Here is an 18,127-nt window from a genome sequence, read left to right as displayed (position 1 = left end):
GGTGTTGGTCAAGTAGAAGTAGAAATCAGCAATTTGGTAGATACGACGATTGTTGTTTTTGTTCCGGAATCAGGTGACGGAATTCAGATTTTAAAAGCCGGTCTAACAGAGATTGGCGATATTTTCGTAATCAATAAATCCGATAGAATTGGTGCTGATATTTTATTTTATGAATTAAAAAATTTGATAGAAATGTCTTATCAAAATAGTAAATGGAAACCACCGGTGATTCTCACTCAAGCAGTCAATAATTACGGAATTGAAGAACTTGAAAAAGAGATCATTAATCATTATAATTATTTAATTGAAAATAACATCTTAGAAGAAAAAAGAAAAAAAGCAATTATAAGAGAATTAATTACTAACTTAGAAACTGAAATTTTAAAAATTTTCTGGCAAAACGAAAAGGTTAAAAGATTGTTTGATGAAGTTTTAAAAGAAGTTTTAGAAAAAAAACTTACTATTGAGGAGGGAGTTAAGAAATTAATAAAGGAGGTAAGGTATGAATAATAAAGAATGGGAAGAGTTGGAAAAGGCGTATGAAGAATGGGAAAAAATGGTTAAAGACCTCCCTCAATGTACTTTACCTTTATTTAGAACCCTTTCTGACATTCCTTTAAAATTAGTTTATACACCTTTAGATATCAAAAATTTTGATTATTTAAGAGATTTAGGTCTTCCGGGAGAATATCCTTTTACGAGAGGGATAAGACACACAATGTATCGGGGAAGATTTTGGACAATGCGGCAGTTTTCTGGATTTGGAACAGCCGAAGATACCAATAAAAGATTTAAATTCTTATTATCCCACGGAGAAACAGGGTTATCAGTAGCCTTTGATTATCCCACCTTATTAGGAAGAGACTCTGACGATCCAATGGCAAAAGGTGAAGTTGGTGTTTGCGGTGTGGCGATTTCTTCATTAAGAGATATGGAAATTCTTTTTGACGGCATTCCTTTAGATGAAGTATCCACCTCAATGACAATTAACGGTCCAGCAGCAGTTATTTGGGCATTTTATTTACTCACTGGTGAAAAACAAGGAGTACCTTTTTATAAATTAAGAGGAACTATTCAGAATGACATTCTAAAAGAATATATTGCCCAAAAATCTTATATTTTTCCGCCTGAACCTTCATTAAGAATTATTGTTGATATAATGGAATTTGCTTCGAAAGAAGTACCAAAATGGAATACAATTTCAATAAGCGGCTACCATATTAGAGAGGCTGGTTCGACAGCGGTTCAAGAACTCGCTTTTACTTTGATGGATGGTTTTACTTATGTCGAAGAAGGAATAAAAAGAGGTTTAAATGTAGATACTTTTGCTCCTCGTCTTTCTTTCTTTTTTAATGCCCATTTAGATTTTTTTGAAGAAATTGCTAAATTCCGAGCAGCAAGAAGAATATGGGCAAGGGAGATGAAAAATAGATATGGTGCGAAGAAAAAAGAATCTCTTTTGTTAAGATTTCATACACAAACTGCTGGCTGTTCTTTAACTGCTCAGCAACCAGAAAATAATATTATTAGAACTGCTTATGAGGCATTGGCAGCGGTGTTAGGCGGAACCCAAAGTCTTCATACCAATTCTATGGATGAGGCTTGGGCATTACCTACAGAAAAGGCAGTATTAATTGCCTTAAGAACCCAACAAATCCTTGCTTATGAGATTGGTGTAGCCAACGTTATTGACCCGTTAGGTGGTTCTTATTTTGTTGAATATTTAACAAATAAATTAGAAGAAGAAGCCTATCGTTATTTTGAAAAGATAGAAAAGATGGGCGGTATGGTAGCCGCAATTAAAGCAGGTTACCCACAAAGAGAAATTGCTGAGGCGGCTTATCGTTATCAAAAGGAACTAGAAGAGAAAAAAAGAATTATCGTTGGTGTTAATGAGTTTGTCTTGGAAAATGAGAAAATAGAAATTCCTTTATTAAGAATCGATCCAGAAGTAGAAAGAAGGCAAGTTGAAAGATTAGAAAAGTTAAGAAAAGAACGAGACAATATTATCTGCGAAAGAAAGTTGAAAGAACTTAAAATGGCAGCAAAAAGCAATGAGAATATAATGTATCCCATCTTAGAATGTGCCCGCGTCTATTGCACTTTGGGAGAGATTATTGGTGCTTTAAAAGAGGTTTTTGGTGAATATAAAGAAGAAGCCTTCTTTTAAAAAGGAGGTAACGATGGAGAAAAAGAAGATTAAAATTTTAATTGCCAAACCAGGTTTGGATGGACATGACCGAGGGGCAAAAGTAGTTGCTCGAGGTTTAAGAGACGCTGGTTTTGAAGTTATTTATACTGGTTTGCACCAAACACCGGAAATGATTGTGAATACTGCAATTCAAGAGGATGTTGATATAATCGGTTTAAGTATTCTTTCGGGTGCTCATATGACAATTTTCCCTGAAGTCTTGAAATTACTCAAAGAAAAAGGCGCAACTAATATTCACGTTTTTGGCGGTGGTATTATTCCTGATGAAGATAAAGAAAAATTATACCAAATAGGTGTTGGCAAACTCTTTGATCCTGGTACAAAAATTTCCGAAATTGTTGAATATATTAATAATCTATTTAAGGAAAAATAATATTTAGATTTTAAGATAAAAGTTTGTAATTGTTAATAACTTCGTAAATTGGTCCGGTAGAAGTTAAGGTACTTTTGAATAAAGTAATCTTATCAATTAAAAAATCTTTACTTTTATATTTTAAAGTAAGATATTTTTCAGCATTAAAAACTGCTTTAAATCGACCAATTGTTAAATGGGGAGAAAAATCTCTCTCTTCCGGTTTAAAACCAATCTTTTTAAGTTCCTTGTTTAATTTTTCAACCATTTGAGTTATTATCTCTTTATTTTTATTTATACCAACCCAAAACACCCGTGCCTTTTTGGGGTTAGGAAAGAAACCGAAGTTGTTAAGATTTATATAAAAAGACTTAAAATTACTGCTGACATTTTTTAAAATCTCTTTTACCTTATTTATAAAATTTAAATCCTGTTCTCCTAAGAAGATTAAAGTAATATGAAGGTTTTCTTTTTCGACCCATTTTACTGGTAAATTATCTTTTTTAAAATTTTCGATATGTTGATACACTTCGTTTTTAATTTCATCAGGAACTTCTAAAGCGATAAACGAACGAATTTTATTCACTTTCTAAAATCTTTCTTAATAGATTTAAAGCCATTTGAGTTGCTTGTTCTTTAATCATCTTTCGTGTTCCTAAGAAGTGATGTTCTTCAACAATTGTTTTCTTCTGATAGGCAAGGCCAATATAAACAAGTCCCACCGGTTTTTTTTCACTGCTTGTTGGACCAGCAACACCAGTTGTCGAAAGACCAATATCTGCTTGGTAATAATTTTTAATTCCTTTCGCCATTTCTATTGCTGTCTCTTTGCTTATCGCTCCGTATTCTTTTAAAGTCTCTTCTTTTACTTTACAGATTAATTTTTTTATTTCATTACTGTAGGCAACAACTCCACCAATATAATAATCGGAACTACCTGGCACATCAGTGATTCGATTTCCCAAAAGTCCACCAGTACAAGATTCTGCAGTTGCCAAGGTTAAATTCTTTTTTCTTAAAATTTCACCAATTTTTTCTTCTAAGGTTATATTTTCATAACCATAAATATATTCTTTAAGCCGCGAACTTATTTCTTTTTCACAAAAATTTACTTCTTTTTTATCTTCGCTACTAATTTCAATATCTATTCCTAAATAGGAAGGCAAATAAGAAATTTTGATATTTTTAAATTTTTTGCGACAAATTTCTTCTATTCTTGCCATTATTTCTGATTCACTAATACCAATGGTTCTTATAATTTTGTAAGTATGAGGTTTTAAATCAAAACTATCTTCTAAAAAGGGAATTACACTATTTTCCAAAATTGTTTTTAACTCTTCAAAGACACCCGGAAGTAAAATTACTACTTTTTTCCCTTTTTTAATAATTAAACCAGGAGCAAAACCGATTGGATTTTCTAAAATAATTGCTCTTTTAGGTATTAATGCCTGTTTAATAGCAAATTCCGGCATTGGTTTTTGGAGATTTTGATAATAACGTTCAATTTTGTTAAGAATTGTCTCATCCAAATAAGTTCTTAAAGAAAAATATTTAGCCACTGTTTCTTTGGTGATATCATCTTTGGTAGGTCCCAAACCGCCACTAATTATTATCACATCGGCAGTTAAAAGAGCATCTGCTAATTCTTTTTTTAATCTTTCTGCATCATCGTTGATAAAAGAAATTTTTTCAATCTGAAAGCCAATTTTCGTTAAACTTTTTAAAATCTGATAAGAATTTCTTTCAATCACCTTTCCGCTAAGGATTTCGGAACCAGTGATAATTATTTGAACTGAGGCCATAAAAATAATATAACTCTTAAACTAATGTGTGCTAAAATTCCTGCTAAGATATCATCCAAAATAACTCCTAAACCACCAGAAATTTTTTCTATTTTTCTTATAAAAGAAAATTTAAAAATGTCGTAAAAACGAAATAAGAAGAATCCTAAAAGAAGGATTTTAAAATTTATTGGCAGAAAAAAGAAAGTTGTTAATATTCCTAATACTTCGTCGGCGGTAATTTTTTTGTTATCTTTTCCCCATTCTTTTTCCAATTCATTTATGATAAATACGCTCAGAAAAAAATAACCAACAAAAAATAAGATATATAAATAAGAATTTTTAATAAGAAAAGGAAAAACTAAGGCAAAAAAAGAAGCATAAGTAGCAGGGGCACCAGGTAAGAATCCAAGAAAAAAAGTAGAAGCAAACATTTTTTTTATAAAATCCAAGTTTTATCTTCGCGAAGGATATTTTTTCTCCCAATCAACTACTAAAGCGGTAACAATAAATATGGAAGAATAGGTACCGGTAATTATTCCAATGGAGAGTACTTTACCGAAATCTTTAATGTCAGCCGTACCTAAAAACCAAATAAGAAGACTGACAAAAAGAGTAGTTAAAGCGGTAAGGACTGTTCGAGAAAGGGTTTCGTTAACACTTATGTTAGCAATATCTTCAAAATATTCTTTCCTCATTTTTTTCAAATTTTCTCTTACTCGATCAGAAACAACGATTGAATCGTTAACAGAGTAACCAATGATTGTTAATAAGGCAGCGACTATTGGAATGTTAATTGTTGTTCTGGTGATAATTGTAAAACCGATAGAAATAATTGCGTCGTGAATTAAAGCCAAAATGGCAGCCGTACCAAATCGAAAGTTGAAACGAAAAGAAACATAGATAAGAATTCCAAAAATACCGATAATTAAGGCAATCAAAGTAACTCTTTGTAATTCTTTACTGACCCTTGGTCCAACAATTTCTTCTTTTAAAATTTCCGGATTACTGTCAGGAATTTTTTCACTTAATTGAGAAATAAATTGACTTGAAAAACCACCAGCATAGGGAAGTTCTTTTAAATCAATTTTGATTAGATAATCATACCCTTCTAAAGAACGTTGAATAGTCGGATTGCGAATATTTAATTCTTTTAAAGTGTTCCTAATATCTTCAATATTTACTGGTTTAGCAAAACGAACAGTATAGAGAGAACCACCAGTAAAGTCAACACCGTATCTTGGTCCAATAACTATCAAAGAAATAAGCGAGATAACTATTCCCGCAAGAGAAAGAAAATAGAAAAATTTTCTTTTATTTAAAAAATTGATATTGGTTTTTTTAAATAGTTGAATCATATTGGCAACCTCTTAAATTGAAATTGATTTAATATCAGTTCAAAAAATATTCGGGCAACAAAAATGGCGGTAAAGAGATTGACTAAAAGACCAATAATTAACGTTGTTGCGAAACCACGAATTGGACCGGTTCCCAGCCAGTAAAGAACAATACCGGTAATAATAGTGGTGATATTAGCATCAATTATTGTAATAGTTGCTCGCTTGAAACCGGTATCAACCGCCGTTAAAGGAGTTTTACCACTTCTTAATTCTTCTCTTATTCTTTCAAAAATAAGAATATTGGCGTCAACACTCATGCCAATTGTTAAAGCGATACCGGCAATCCCTGGTAAAGTTAATGTTGCTCGTAAACTGGCTAATAATGCTAATAAGAAAAAGATATTAAGGAATAGCGCAATATCGGCAATCAAACCGGAAAGATTATAATAAATTATCATAAAAAGAAAAACAATAATTGCTGAAAAGATAATTACTTTTATACCTTTATTAATCGCATCTTGCCCCAAAGTGGGTCCTACTGATCTTTCTTCGCTGATAATTACTGGCGCAGGTAAGGCACCAGATTTAATGACAATAGCTATCTCTTTTGCCTTATCCGGATTGATTTCACCAGTAGTAATCATTGCTTCACCAGAAGGTATTCTTTCTTTGATAACCGGTGCACTTCTTACGGTTTTATCAAGAATAATTGCTAATCTTCTGCCAATATTTCTACCAGTAATGGAAGCAAATTTTTTGGCATCTTGTTTTTTTAGTTTTAAGCCTACCACCCAGGTATTGGCTAAACCGGCTTCTGGACCACTATAAGGATGAATTTCTGCGCTGGCGACTGCTGCACCGGTTAATTCTGGTTCCTTTTTTATTACATATACCCTTCTAATCATTTTTCCCTGATAAGGCTCCAATGGTCCAAAAAGAATTTGCCATTCACCAAGGATAGTAGTATCTAAAGAATTAATAACATTTTCTACCCAAGGTAAGTCTTCTTCTGCACAACCAAAATCACTTGGTTCAATTTCAAAAATCTTATCAGAAAATTTTATTAAAGTATCAGCGGGATTCAAATTTTTGTAATGCTCATCAATTTTTTTAAATATGTCGAAGGCAACATTAGGTTCAGCAACCAAACTAAACTCTAATTGAGCAGTTTGACCAATTAAAGATTTTGCCCTTTCCCGGTCGACTCCGGGTAATTGGATGAGTATTCTTCCTTCACTGGTTTTTTGAATAATTGGCTCAAAAACACCAAACTGGTCAATTCTATTTCTAATCACTTCTAATGCCCGATCAACGGCTTCATTTGCTTCGGCCGGTGAAAGTTTGCTTTTATCAACTTCCAAAAGAAGATGCATGCCACCAACCAAATCTAATCCTAAATGGATTGACTTTTTATGAATTCTTATCTGTTCTTTTTTAAGTTCAATTAACTGGTTTTGGATACTGGTAGATTCCGCATAGGTTTTGGCAGTTTTTAACTGGTTATTTAATTTTTCTAATTCTTTGGGAATAACAAAATAAAACCGATAAGTAGGATAAAGGGAATATAATGCTAAAATAAACAAAATAGCAATAAAAATTATTTTCCATCTTATATTTTTCATTTTTCTCCTTCGATTATTAATCTTTTCATTTCATAAACGGCCTCTTTTAACCCCACATATACTGCTCGGGCAATAATCGCAAAACCAATCGCAAATTCTTCAATCTCTTTTATTTTTAAAAGAGGTATAATATTATGATAATTTAATCCGTGACCAGCGTGAACATTAAGAGATAGGGAAAATGCATATTCACTAGCTTCTTTTATCTCTTTTAAATATTTCTCGCGGTTTTTGATATCTTTGGTATATAAATCAGTATTTATTTCAATGGCACAGGCGTTTAACTCTTTTGCTTTTTCAATCTGGCGCTTGTCGGCCTCAATGAAGATACTTACTTTAATTCCCGCATCTCTTAGTTTATTTGTTATTTCTTTTACTACCAGATAGGTTTTTAATAAATCTAAACCACCTCGGGTAGTTACTTCTTCTGGTGATTCCGGTACCAAAGTTACCCAATCGGGTTTATAAGTTAAAGCAATATTTACCATCTCTTCAGTTGGTGCCATTTCCAAATTGAGTTCGGTTTTGATAGTTTTTCTTAACAGTTCTAAATCACGCTCTTTGATGTGTCTTCGGTCTTGTCTTAAATGGACGGTAATTCCATCAGCACCACCAATCTCACAAAGAATGGCTGCCTGAACAGGATCCGGAAAATTTTCTTTTCTTGCTTCTCTTAAAGTGGCAATATGGTCTAAATTAACTGATAATTTTTTCATAAATTATAAGAATAATAAAGTTTTTTAAAAAATCAATAAAAATCAAATCTTAGCGATTTCTTCTTTTAATAGCTGTTTTTTATAAAGTTGATAATATACCCCTTCTTTCAATAGAAGTTCTTCATGTTTGCCTTCCTCAACAATCTTTCCATTATCAAAAACATAGATCTTTTCACAATTGGCAAAAGTAGATAAACGATGGGAAACGATAATAATCGTTAAATCTTTAAATTCGTTAATAATTCTGTTAATAATTTTTAATTCAGTTTCACTATCTAAGTTAGAAGTAGCATCGTCTAAAATTAAAATTGGTCTCTTTTCCAACAATGCTCGGAGCAAAGAGAGTTTCTGCTTCTGACCACCGGATAAACCTGTACCTCTTTCACCAACCAGTTCTTTTATTCCATCTCTCATTTCTTTTAATTCTTCTTCAAAATTTACTAATTTTATAAAGTAATCTAATTCCTCTGGTTTTAGGTCTTTACCCAAAGAAAGATTGTTATAAATTGTGTCGGAGAAGATAAAAGAATCCTGCGGCACATATGAAAAAAGTTTTCTCAAACTACCACTTTTTAAATCTTCGTAATCATAAATATTATTATTTTCTTTTACCCAGATTTTTCCTTTATTTGGTTTTAAAAGTTTTAACAAAATTTTGATAAAGGTAGTTTTACCACTGCCTACTGTGCCGGCGATGCCGATTTTTTCGCCTTTTTTAATAACTAGATTAATATTATCTAAAATCGGCTCATTATTGTAAGAAAAATTAATATTTTCTAAAATAATTTCTGAGAAATCTTTTATTTCTTTTGCTTCCTTTTTATCTTCAATATCCGGTGGAAACCTTTCTAAATTTAAAATTCTCTCTTCACAGGCCACTGCTCTACGACCAGCAATGAAAAAGTTGGAGATATCAAACATTGGAGTTAAAAGCATTAGAATATAAGAATTAAAAGCAACAAATTGACCAATCGTTATTTTTTCTTTTATCACCAAATAACCACCAAGGAGGAAGATAATTAAAATTGAACTTTCGGCAATAGCAGTATAGAAAATTCCCAACTGAGCTTCTAACTTGGCAACTTTAACTGCTTGGGCAATTCTTTCTTTTAAAAGTTCGTTTAATTTTTTAATTAGTCTTTCAGCCATTAGATAACTTTTCACAATTTTTATTCCAAAAAATGTCGATTGGAAGAAATTGTAGGTTAAAGAAATCTTTTCCCGCCAAGCAAAATATGTTTTGGTAAAAGTGGGACCAAGTTTATACCAAACAAAAAAAGCAAGAAGAATGGGAATCAAGGCGATTACTGTTAATAAAGCATTCATTTTTAATAAAATGATTAAGGCAATGGTGATTGTGAAAATGCCCTCAAAAGGTCGAAAGATTCCCGAACAACTAAACCATTGATAATCATTTAAATCTTCTGATAGTCTTTCAATTACATCACCAGAAGGAAATTTATTTAAAAAGGATTGGCCCTTTTTTAATAAACTACCATATAGCCAATTTCTCATTTGGTAACCAAATTTTTCGTTTATCCTTCCTCTTAAAAAAGGTAAAATGGAAGTGAGAAAGGAACGTAAGAGACCAAAACTAAAAAGTAAGATTAAATATCTTAAAATTAGTTTGCTTTCTAATCTCTTTTGGATACCATCAATAATGTAACGTAAAAGAATGGGAAAACTTAAAGAAGCACTAGTTGCCAAAAGGGTGACAATCAGAAGAAAGATAAAAAATAAGAAATTTTTTTCCCAGAATTCTTTTACTTTTTTAGGCAGTACTGGTTTTAATAATTTATCAAACATATTGGAGTTGGTAAAGTTTATAATAATAACCTTCTTTTTTTAATAATTCTTCATGATTTCCTTCTTCTACAATTCTTCCCTTATGGATGACAATAATTCGCTCAACTTTTTTTACGGTTGACAAACGATGGGCAATAACGATTGCGGTTTTCCCTTTCCATAGTTCAAAAAGTCCTTCTTGGATTAAAAGTTCCGTATAAGGGTCAACCGAAGAGGTTGCTTCGTCTAAAATGATTATTTCCGGTTCAAAGACCATTGCCCGAGCAAAAGATAATAACTGCCTTTCTCCTAACGATAGATTTATTCCCCTTTCTAAGATATTGGTGTTAAACCCTTCCGGAAACTCCTTTATCCTTTCGTAGATCTTTACCCTTTTGGTTGCTTCAATAACTTTCTCTTCGTCTATCTCTTCGTTAAAAAGTCTTAAATTATCTAGTACTGAACCAGGGAAAAGAATAATCTCTTGGGGCACATAACTGATCAATTTTCTAATCCAAGATTTGGGAATTTGGGAATAGGGAAGGTCGTCAATAAAAATCTCGCCGTTAGTCGGTTGATAAAAACCTAAAAGTAAAGAAATAATTGTTGTCTTACCGCTACCGGTCTCGCCCACTAAAGCAACTTTTTCGCCTTTTTTTATTTCAAAATTGATATTATGTAACACCGGTACATCAGCTACATAAGAAAAATTCACATTTACAAATCGAATAGATTTTTCTAATTTTTTAGGCATTTCTTTTAGATAAACCTCTTCTTCTCTTTCCATTTTCTTTAAGGTAAAAATTCTTTCGCCGGCAGCAATTGCTCTTTGAAAAACATTTAATAAATCTGATAACCCTCTTAACGGTTGGAAAAGGCGGATAATATAAGAAAAAAATAAAACCAATGTTCCAATCGTTGTTTTCCCTTTTAACGCAAGAAGCGAACCAAAAAATAATACCAAAGTGATTGCCAAAACTTCACCAAAATCAACAAAAAACCAAAGCCGATACCAATAACCCATTCCTTTAACTTCCAAATCAAACTTTTCTTTTCCAAAACTATCCATTTTGTTTTTAAAATAATCTTCTCTTCGAAATACCTGAATAATAAAAAGTCCTTGCATGGTTTCGGATATTAAATTATTTATCTCGCTGACTTTTCTTCTGATTGCCAAATAAATTGGTCTAATTTTTTGAGAAAAAAGATAAAAAGCAATAAAAAATAGGGGAAAGAGAATAAATAAAATCAAATACAAGAGAGGGCTAACAATGATCATCACGACTGAAATACCAATTAAAAATACCAAATCCTGAAAAAGGGTAACTGCCGTAGAAGTGAAAAGCATTTTTAAGGATTCTACATCGGATTCATTTCTGGTGATAATTTTTCCAACGGGTGTTTTATCAAAAAAAGTTATTGGTGAGAAAAGTAGATGGGAAAATATATCCCTTTTGATTTGAGAAGCAATTTTTTCACCGAGTTTAGTAATTTGGACTCTTTGAGTAAAGTTGATAAAATAAGATACTGCTGCTAATACTCCATAAATCAAAACGGTAAAGAGAAGACCACGAAAATCCTTATTAGGAATATTAACATCAATGATTCTTTTTAAAAGAATTGGCGAAATAACCATTATGCCGGTGCCTAAAAGCAACAAAATATTAACAAGAAAAAATAAAGGAAGATGCTTTTTAAAATAAGGAAAAATAAATTTTAAAATCTTGATATCAAACTTACTTTTTTCTATCTCTTCTTCACCCACTGGCAAATGAAAATGCATAACAAAAATTATAACTAAAAAAAAGAATAGGTCAAGGAATTAGAGTAAATGTGTTAAAGCATATTTACTAAATTAATAAGATAAGTATTTTCTTAAAATTACTTAATAAGGTTCTTAATAATATTTATTATATTCAAAACAACCTTTGGTTCTGGATGAACAATCTAAATTCTTCAAAAAAACTTAAATCTTGAAGATTAATTTATTTAAAGGAGAATTTTTGATAATTTTTTGTTATTATTTTAGATTATTATGCTCTTGATTATTACTATTTAATGTCTCTTAACTAAGGACAAATTTTTTAAATTATTAGATAAATCTTTCAAATCTTTCTTTTCTTGCTTTACAAATTGGACAGATTTCGGGTGGTTCTTCTCGAGCACAAAGATAGCCACAAACTTTACACCGCCACACTGGTAAAGATAACTTTAAGTTGGTTATTTTTCCTTCGCTCGATTTTATTTCCTTTCTTTTTCCTCTTCTTTCAGGAATTGTTTTTACCTGTTTCTTTCCGGTATAGATATCATAGGAAACGTATAACCCACAGTAGCAGTTGCCGTATTCATTTATATCTTGATCCCGATAATCACAGGGGCAGATAATATCCAAATCTTTTTCTTTATCACCACTTGCCAATCGACAAGGACAAGCAAAATAGCCGTATCTCTCTTGATTAATAAGTAATCCTTCAATTAAATTTTTTGTAAATTCTTCATCAGGATTTAAAAAGTAACCACTTTCTTCGGCTTCTTTTTTCAGTTTTTCATACCAATAATTAATCAATTTTTGGTCAATCATTTTAAGTTAATTCTTTTTTTATTTTTTCTTCATCATAACCAATGATTACTAAATCTTCGTCAATCACCAAGGTAGGAAAAGATAATTGGGGATTATATTTTTTCATTTCACTAATTACTTTTTCTTTTTCTTCGCTTTTTAACAAATCGACATCAAAGCATTGATAGTCAATTTTCAACTGGCTGAGAAGATTTTTCGTTTTTCGACACCAAACACAAGTGCTTAAAGCATATAAAATTACTTTTTTCTTATTTTTATCGGCCATAATTGATTATACCAAAAGAAAAGAGAAAAATCAAAAAAATAAATATAATTGACATTTATGATTATTAAATTATAATAAACCTATGCGTCTTTTGGCTTTAAATGATAGCGATTTGAAAAAAGAACTTTTGAAAATTGGCGTTGCGCCGGAGGCAATTCCAATATTTTTAAAAAAAAGTAAATTAATTGCTTTAAAATTGGAATCTCTTAGTCAGGCAAGTTGTAATATTTTAAAACAAGTTGCTTTAACTTGTGATAGCGATTGTGCTATTCATCGAAAAATGATTTCTGGTAGAAAAAAACAGGCAGACGCAATTTTGATCGCCACAATAAGAGGTTTGGAAAAAATTTGTGAGAAACTTGCTTATCAACCAGAATTTTTAAGGGATTTAAAAGAAACTCTAGAAGGTTTTTTAAAAAGTTACGAAAAAAAAGATAATTTTGTTCTTAAATTTAGAAATAGGGTTTATAATTTGAAAGATAGGGTTTTGATAATGGGGATATTAAATTTAACCCCCGATTCTTTTTATGATGGTGGCAGATTTAGAGATGTAAAAGAGGCGGTTGATTACGCAGTAAAAATGGCTGCCGAAGGAGCCGACATAATTGACATTGGTGGTGAATCCACTCGGCCCGGTAGTGAGCCAATACCCTTAAAAGAAGAATTAAATAGAATACTGCCAGTACTTAAAGAGTTAAAAAAAAGGATAAGTATCCCTATTTCTGTTGATACTTATAAAAGTGAAGTAGCAAGAATCTGTTTGAATGAAGGTTGTGAAATAGTAAACGATATTTCTGGTCTTCAATTTGATAAAAAAATGGCTGAGATAATTGCTCAATATAATGCCTATTGTGTGATTATGCATATTAAAGGAAAGCCAAAAACGATGCAGAAAAGAGTGCATTATAAGGATGTGATACAGGAGATTTATGATTATCTAAAAGAGAGAATAGCCTACGCAATAAATAAAGGGATAAAAAGAGAGAAAATAATTATTGACCCAGGGATTGGTTTTGGTAAACTTTTGGAGCATAATTTGGAGATTATTCGAAGATTAGAAGAGTTTAAAACTTTAAATCAACCAATATTGGTTGGTCATTCGCGAAAAAGTTTTATTGGTAAAATTTTAAATTATGACAAACCACAAGAGCGACTCTATGGTTCTCTTGGTTGTGCAGTATTATTAGCATTAAAAAATGTTAATATTTTAAGAGTTCATGATGTAAAAGCAACAAGAGAAGCGATTAAAGTTTGTGAGGCGATAATGAAAAATGGTTCTTAAGATTTTCAAACCAACTATTGTTGATATTTTGGATATTACCCTGGTGGCAATTCTTATCTATTACTTTCTTAAATTTTTACAAGGAAGCAGAGCATTAAAAATGGTATATGCTCTAATTTTTATTTTTGTGGTGTCTTATGTTGCCCAAATTTTACAGTTAAAAGCTTTAGGTTTGATAATCCATTCATTAAAAGCGGTTTGGATAATTTTATTTGTTATTCTCTTTCAACCGGAAATAAGAAATGCTTTGGCAAGGATTGGTCGTTATAAAATTTTCAGTTTCTTAGTCAAGTCCGAAGAAGAAAGTAAAGAAGTAATTAATGAAATAATAAGAGCAATAAAAGAGATAAAAGAGAAAAAATGGGGGGCTTTAATTGTTTTAGAAAGAGAGATTGGTTTAAAAGAATATATTGAAAGTGGAACATTAATACTTGCAAAAGTTTCTTCGCCTCTTTTAGTTTCTATCTTTTCACCAGATTCACCATTACATGACGGTGCCTGTATAATTTCTGGAGATCAAATTGCTGCCTGTGGTGTGGCTTTACCATTAAGTGAGAATAGATTTTCGCCTTTTTTTGGTATGCGCCATCGGGCAGGAATTGGCATTACCGAAATTACCGATGCCTGCGCGATTATTGTCTCAGAAACTTACTCCAAAATTTCTCTAGCCTATAAAGGGAGTATCAAATATGATATCTCATTACTTGAATTGAGGCAAGAATTGGATAAAATTTTAATTAGGGAGGAGAGAAAATGAAAGATAAAAAGGTAAAAATATTATTTTTCTTTTTAGTAACTTTAATTGTTTTTTCCGTTTATTTATATTCTTTAGCACCAACCGCTTCTTTTTGGGACTGTAGTGAATTAATAGCCGTTTCTTATATCTTGGGAATACCGCATCCACCAGGAACTCCTTTATATGTAAATTTAGGAAGAATTTTTATGATGATTCCAATAAGCAAAGAGGCTGCTTATCGAACAAACTTCTTTACTGCGCTATTGGGTGCTTTATCTTGCGGTTTTGTTTATCTTTTAATCGTTAAATTACTTTCTTTACAAAAAGACTTTAAAAATTTTAATGAAAATTTTCCTTTTTTACCTCATTTTGCTGGTATTATTGGTGGTTTGGCTTTAGGTTTTGCCTATTCCTTTTGGGATAATTCGGTAGAAACCGAAGTTTATACTCCTTGTGTTATTGTTGCTTTATTGGTTATTTATTTAGCAATTTTGTGGCGAGAAAAATTAGAAAGTGGCGAAGAGGATAATAGATATGTTTTGGCAAGTATCTTCCTTCTCTTTTTATCTGCTGGAATCCATTTCACACCAGTAATGATTTTTATCCCTCTGCTTATTTATGGTTTAATTGTCAATAGAAAAGCATTATTAGAATTAAGATTTATTGAGTTTATTATTCTTTATCTCTTAGTTGTTTTACTTTCCGGCTTAGTTTTAGTTGATTATTTTGTTTTATTTCTGGCATCTCCCTTAGTAGCGGTTATTGATTTATATAAAGAAAGAGGGATTTGGTTCTTTATTTTAATTATTTTATATGGTATTTATCTTTATTATCTTTATGAAAAGAAAAGATTGAAATTAGAATATGTTTTATTAGGACTTTTTTTAATTGCTCTGGCATCTTCTATTCAACTTTTCTTAATGGTAAGAGCAAGGTTAGAGCCGGCAATTAATGAAGTGGCACCAGCGAAATGGCGGGATTTTGTTAGTGTCTTAAAAAGAGAACAATATGATCCAATGAGACTTCTGCCGAGAAAAACCCAATTTTTAACCGAAGATGAATGGCGTGCCTATCCCAATTCGGTTCCTTATTTGGGAGTAATCCCTGCTTATTTTGAACAAATAAAATTCTATATTCGTTATTTCTTCTGGCAATGGGCAGGAAGAGAAAATTTCGACATCTTTTTAGGTATAAAATTACCGGCAATTATTGGTCTTATCTTTCCGATTTTAGGAATTTGGGGAATGGTTGAGCATTATAAAAATGAAAAAAAGTCCTTTTTACTTATCTTCTTCTCTTTTTTAATTGCTTCTTTAGGTTTAATAACCTATCTTAATCTTAAATATTCACCATCGGATCCAAGAGAGCATTTGAAATTTAGAGAAGTAAGAGAGAGAGATTATTTCTTTGCCTTTTCCTATGTTTTCTTCACCATCTTTGTGGGTATGGGGACTTATTATTTTTTAAATTATCTATTAACAAAAGTTAAATTAAAGAAAATTCCTTTCTATTCAACTACTGCTGTTATTACTTTAATCGCTTTCTTACCCGTCGCTTTTAATTATCCACAAGTAACCAGAAGGGGAAATATGATACCAGCGGAATATGGTTATAATATGCTTATTTCTTGCGAAGGAGAGAAGGCAGTAGTTTTTACTAATGGTGATAATGATACCTTTCCTTTATGGTTCGTTCAGGAGACACCGTCAGAAGTAAATAATTACAAAGTGCCTTTTAAAAGAAATGTTGCGGTTGCTAACCTTTCTTTATTAAACACTAACTGGTATTGTAAACAACTTAAAAAATGGGGAGCACCAATTTCTTTTACCGAAGAAGAAATTGATAGATTACCACAAGGAATGTATGGTAAAGATGGTAGGGTTTATCTTTTAAAAGATATTATTATCCGAGATATGTTAGCAACAAATTCGGGAATAAAATTAAAATATCCGGATGATTATTTAGTATCACCTCACGAATTTCGTCAGAAGGTATTAAAAAATTATAAAAATTTAACTGGTTGCGAAATATATTTTGCTACTACTGTTTCTAAAGATAATCTTTATGATGTGGAGCCTTTCTTAGTTTTGAAAGGACTTGTTCAATTAGTCACGGCTGATTCAGGTGATAATCAGATAGACATTGAAAAAACCGAAGAATTTTTGTTTAAGAGATATAAAATGAAAAGTATGCTTGATCCAAAAGTGAAAAAAGATGAAAACACTCGTGGACTTCTTCTTAACTATGTTGCCCTCTATGTTCAACTGGCTCAGGAATATTATAAAAGAAAAGAAATAAATAGAGCAACAGAAATTTTAGAAAAAGCAAGAGAATTCGAACTAGATCCTGATAAAAAAGCAATCTTGTTCTATAATCTCAGTCTCTTTAATATTCATGCTCAAAATTATCAAAAGGCACTTATTTATTTAGATTCGGTTGAAAAATCTGGTGTTAAAGATGTGCAACTTTTACTTCAAAAAGGTTTAATCTACCAATCTTTAAATGAATTAAAAAAGGCTGAAGAATCTTATCTGAAAGCAAAAGAGATAGCGCCAATGAGACCAGAACCAGTACAAACTTTATACCAATTTTATCTTTACACTTTAAACGATACTTTTAAAGCAATGAATATTTTAAGAGAATGGTTATTTAAAAATCCAAACGACACAGTTGCTCAACGATTGCTGAAAGAATTAGAAAGGTAAAAAATAGTAAATTAATAATTCTTTAATAAATCCAATAAATTCTTAATAGAATCTTCCATTATTTTTCCCTTTAATTTTTTAACTGCTAATTCAATTTTCAAATAAAGAATTTCTTTTTCCAATTTTTGTGTTTCTTTTTCTCTTTTGATATATTGAATAAAACCATTTGGTCCAGGTAAAAGCCAAGAGAAAAGAAATAAGATAAAGAACAAAAAAAAATATTTAAAGTATTTCTTCTTCAATTCTTAAAAGTTGATTATATTTAGCGACTCTTTCCCCCCGTTGCGGTGCCCCGGCTTTTATCTGACCGGCATTCGTGGCTACTGCCAAATCAGCAATAAAACTATCTTCCGTTTCTCCTGAACGATGGGAAATCATCACTTTATAACCATTTTCTTTAGCAAAATTGATACATTCAATTGTTTCGGTTAAAGTGCCAATTTGATTGGGTTTTATCAATACACAATTAGCAACTTTTTTTTCTATCCCTTTTTTTAATCTTTCAATATTAGTAACAAAAATATCATCACCAACCAATTGAATCTTTTCTTTTAACCTTTGGGTAAGTTTCTGCCAGCCATCCCAATCTTCTTCGGCAAGCCCATCTTCAATAGAAATTATTGGATAATTATCTATCCAACTTTCGTAATAATTAATCAATTCCTCACTTGTCAATTTTTTCTCTTCTAATTTTAGAAGATAAATTTTTTCTTCTGGATAATAAAAATTGCTGGCAGCCGCATCAATTGC

The 18,127-nt window shown here is 31.2% G+C and carries 18 protein-coding genes; 6 read left to right on the top strand and 12 right to left on the bottom strand.

The genetic code is table 11. The annotated features are described in order from the left end of the window. From ABIK75_06340 to ABIK75_06330, 3 genes are all read left to right on the top strand, one after another. On the top strand, positions 1 to 510 hold a 510-nt coding region (locus ABIK75_06340), incomplete at its 5' end, for a methylmalonyl Co-A mutase-associated GTPase MeaB (protein MEO0090700.1). A 46-nt stretch (positions 511 to 556) separates the two neighbouring features. Then, on the top strand, positions 557 to 2,170 hold the full coding sequence (locus ABIK75_06335) for a methylmalonyl-CoA mutase family protein (GenBank protein MEO0090699.1): 1,614 nt from the start codon (positions 557 to 559) through the stop codon (positions 2,168 to 2,170). A gap of 13 nt (positions 2,171 to 2,183) precedes the next feature. After that, positions 2,184 to 2,585 carry a cobalamin B12-binding domain-containing protein gene (locus ABIK75_06330; GenBank protein ID MEO0090698.1) on the top strand — a complete coding sequence of 134 codons (402 nt, stop codon included), beginning with the start codon at positions 2,184 to 2,186 and terminating at the stop codon, positions 2,583 to 2,585. Positions 2,586 to 2,595: 10 nt separating this feature from the next. On the opposite strand, the gene thpR is transcribed toward ABIK75_06330, so the two are convergent. From thpR to ABIK75_06280, 10 genes are all read right to left on the bottom strand, one after another. Continuing rightward, entirely contained in the window at positions 2,596 to 3,150 is a 555-nt protein-coding gene (thpR, locus tag ABIK75_06325; GenBank protein MEO0090697.1) for an RNA 2',3'-cyclic phosphodiesterase, read from the bottom strand. Next, positions 3,143 to 4,366: a competence/damage-inducible protein A gene (locus ABIK75_06320; GenBank protein ID MEO0090696.1), complete on the bottom strand. Its 1,224-nt coding sequence runs from the start codon at positions 4,364 to 4,366 to the stop codon at positions 3,143 to 3,145. The genes thpR and ABIK75_06320 overlap by 8 nt, the downstream gene beginning before the upstream one ends. Continuing rightward, positions 4,348 to 4,797 (bottom strand): phosphatidylglycerophosphatase A, encoded by a 450-nt coding sequence (locus tag ABIK75_06315; GenBank protein MEO0090695.1) that lies wholly within the window; start codon positions 4,795 to 4,797, stop codon positions 4,348 to 4,350. The genes ABIK75_06320 and ABIK75_06315 overlap by 19 nt, the downstream gene beginning before the upstream one ends. A gap of 3 nt (positions 4,798 to 4,800) precedes the next feature. After that, positions 4,801 to 5,703: a protein translocase subunit SecF gene (gene secF, locus ABIK75_06310; protein ID MEO0090694.1), complete on the bottom strand. Its 903-nt coding sequence runs from the start codon at positions 5,701 to 5,703 to the stop codon at positions 4,801 to 4,803. After that, a complete protein-coding gene (gene secD, locus ABIK75_06305) occupies positions 5,700 to 7,307 on the bottom strand; it encodes a protein translocase subunit SecD (protein ID MEO0090693.1) in 1,608 nt (535 codons plus the stop codon). Before secD ends, secF begins: the two co-directional genes overlap by 4 nt. Next, entirely contained in the window at positions 7,304 to 8,023 is a 720-nt protein-coding gene (locus tag ABIK75_06300) for a pyridoxine 5'-phosphate synthase (protein ID MEO0090692.1), read from the bottom strand. The genes secD and ABIK75_06300 overlap by 4 nt, the downstream gene beginning before the upstream one ends. A 42-nt stretch (positions 8,024 to 8,065) precedes the next feature. After that, positions 8,066 to 9,829 carry an ABC transporter ATP-binding protein gene (locus ABIK75_06295; GenBank protein ID MEO0090691.1) on the bottom strand — a complete coding sequence of 588 codons (1,764 nt, stop codon included), beginning with the start codon at positions 9,827 to 9,829 and terminating at the stop codon, positions 8,066 to 8,068. Then, positions 9,822 to 11,591, bottom strand: a complete 1,770-nt coding sequence (locus ABIK75_06290; protein MEO0090690.1) for an ABC transporter ATP-binding protein — start codon at positions 11,589 to 11,591, stop codon at positions 9,822 to 9,824. The genes ABIK75_06295 and ABIK75_06290 overlap by 8 nt, the downstream gene beginning before the upstream one ends. A 309-nt stretch (positions 11,592 to 11,900) precedes the next feature. Beyond that, positions 11,901 to 12,389: a ferredoxin-thioredoxin reductase catalytic domain-containing protein gene (locus tag ABIK75_06285; protein MEO0090689.1), complete on the bottom strand. Its 489-nt coding sequence runs from the start codon at positions 12,387 to 12,389 to the stop codon at positions 11,901 to 11,903. 1 nt (position 12,390) lies between these two features. Continuing rightward, positions 12,391 to 12,654: a glutaredoxin family protein gene (locus ABIK75_06280; GenBank protein ID MEO0090688.1), complete on the bottom strand. Its 264-nt coding sequence runs from the start codon at positions 12,652 to 12,654 to the stop codon at positions 12,391 to 12,393. Positions 12,655 to 12,736: 82 nt separating this feature from the next. Here ABIK75_06280 and folP point away from each other — a divergent pair, with 82 nt between their 5' ends. Genes folP through ABIK75_06265 form a run of 3 tightly spaced genes read left to right on the top strand, consistent with a single transcriptional unit; the run spans position 12,737 to position 17,377 of the window. Then, on the top strand, positions 12,737 to 13,936 hold the full coding sequence (gene folP, locus ABIK75_06275; GenBank protein MEO0090687.1) for a dihydropteroate synthase: 1,200 nt from the start codon (positions 12,737 to 12,739) through the stop codon (positions 13,934 to 13,936). Further along, the gene (gene cdaA, locus ABIK75_06270) at positions 13,926 to 14,693 is read left to right on the top strand and encodes a diadenylate cyclase CdaA (GenBank protein MEO0090686.1); all 768 of its coding nucleotides are present in this window, start codon (positions 13,926 to 13,928) and stop codon (positions 14,691 to 14,693) included. Before folP ends, cdaA begins: the two co-directional genes overlap by 11 nt. Further along, positions 14,690 to 17,377, top strand: coding sequence for a DUF2723 domain-containing protein (locus tag ABIK75_06265; protein ID MEO0090685.1), 2,688 nt, complete (start codon positions 14,690 to 14,692; stop codon positions 17,375 to 17,377). The genes cdaA and ABIK75_06265 overlap by 4 nt, the downstream gene beginning before the upstream one ends. Before the next feature lie 11 nt (positions 17,378 to 17,388). On the opposite strand, the gene ABIK75_06260 is transcribed toward ABIK75_06265, so the two are convergent. Continuing rightward, positions 17,389 to 17,589 (bottom strand): hypothetical protein, encoded by a 201-nt coding sequence (locus ABIK75_06260; protein ID MEO0090684.1) that lies wholly within the window; start codon positions 17,587 to 17,589, stop codon positions 17,389 to 17,391. Positions 17,590 to 17,599: 10 nt separating this feature from the next. Next, on the bottom strand, positions 17,600 to 18,127 hold a 528-nt coding region (gene eno / locus ABIK75_06255), incomplete at its 5' end, for a phosphopyruvate hydratase (GenBank protein MEO0090683.1).

The organism is candidate division WOR-3 bacterium (genome assembly GCA_039801725.1).
Taxonomy (GTDB): Bacteria; Hydrothermota; Tepidihabitantia; order Tepidihabitantales; family DTDR01; genus DTDR01.
Note: the sequence above shows the minus strand (reverse complement) of the source record. Positions and strands in the feature narration are given on the sequence as shown.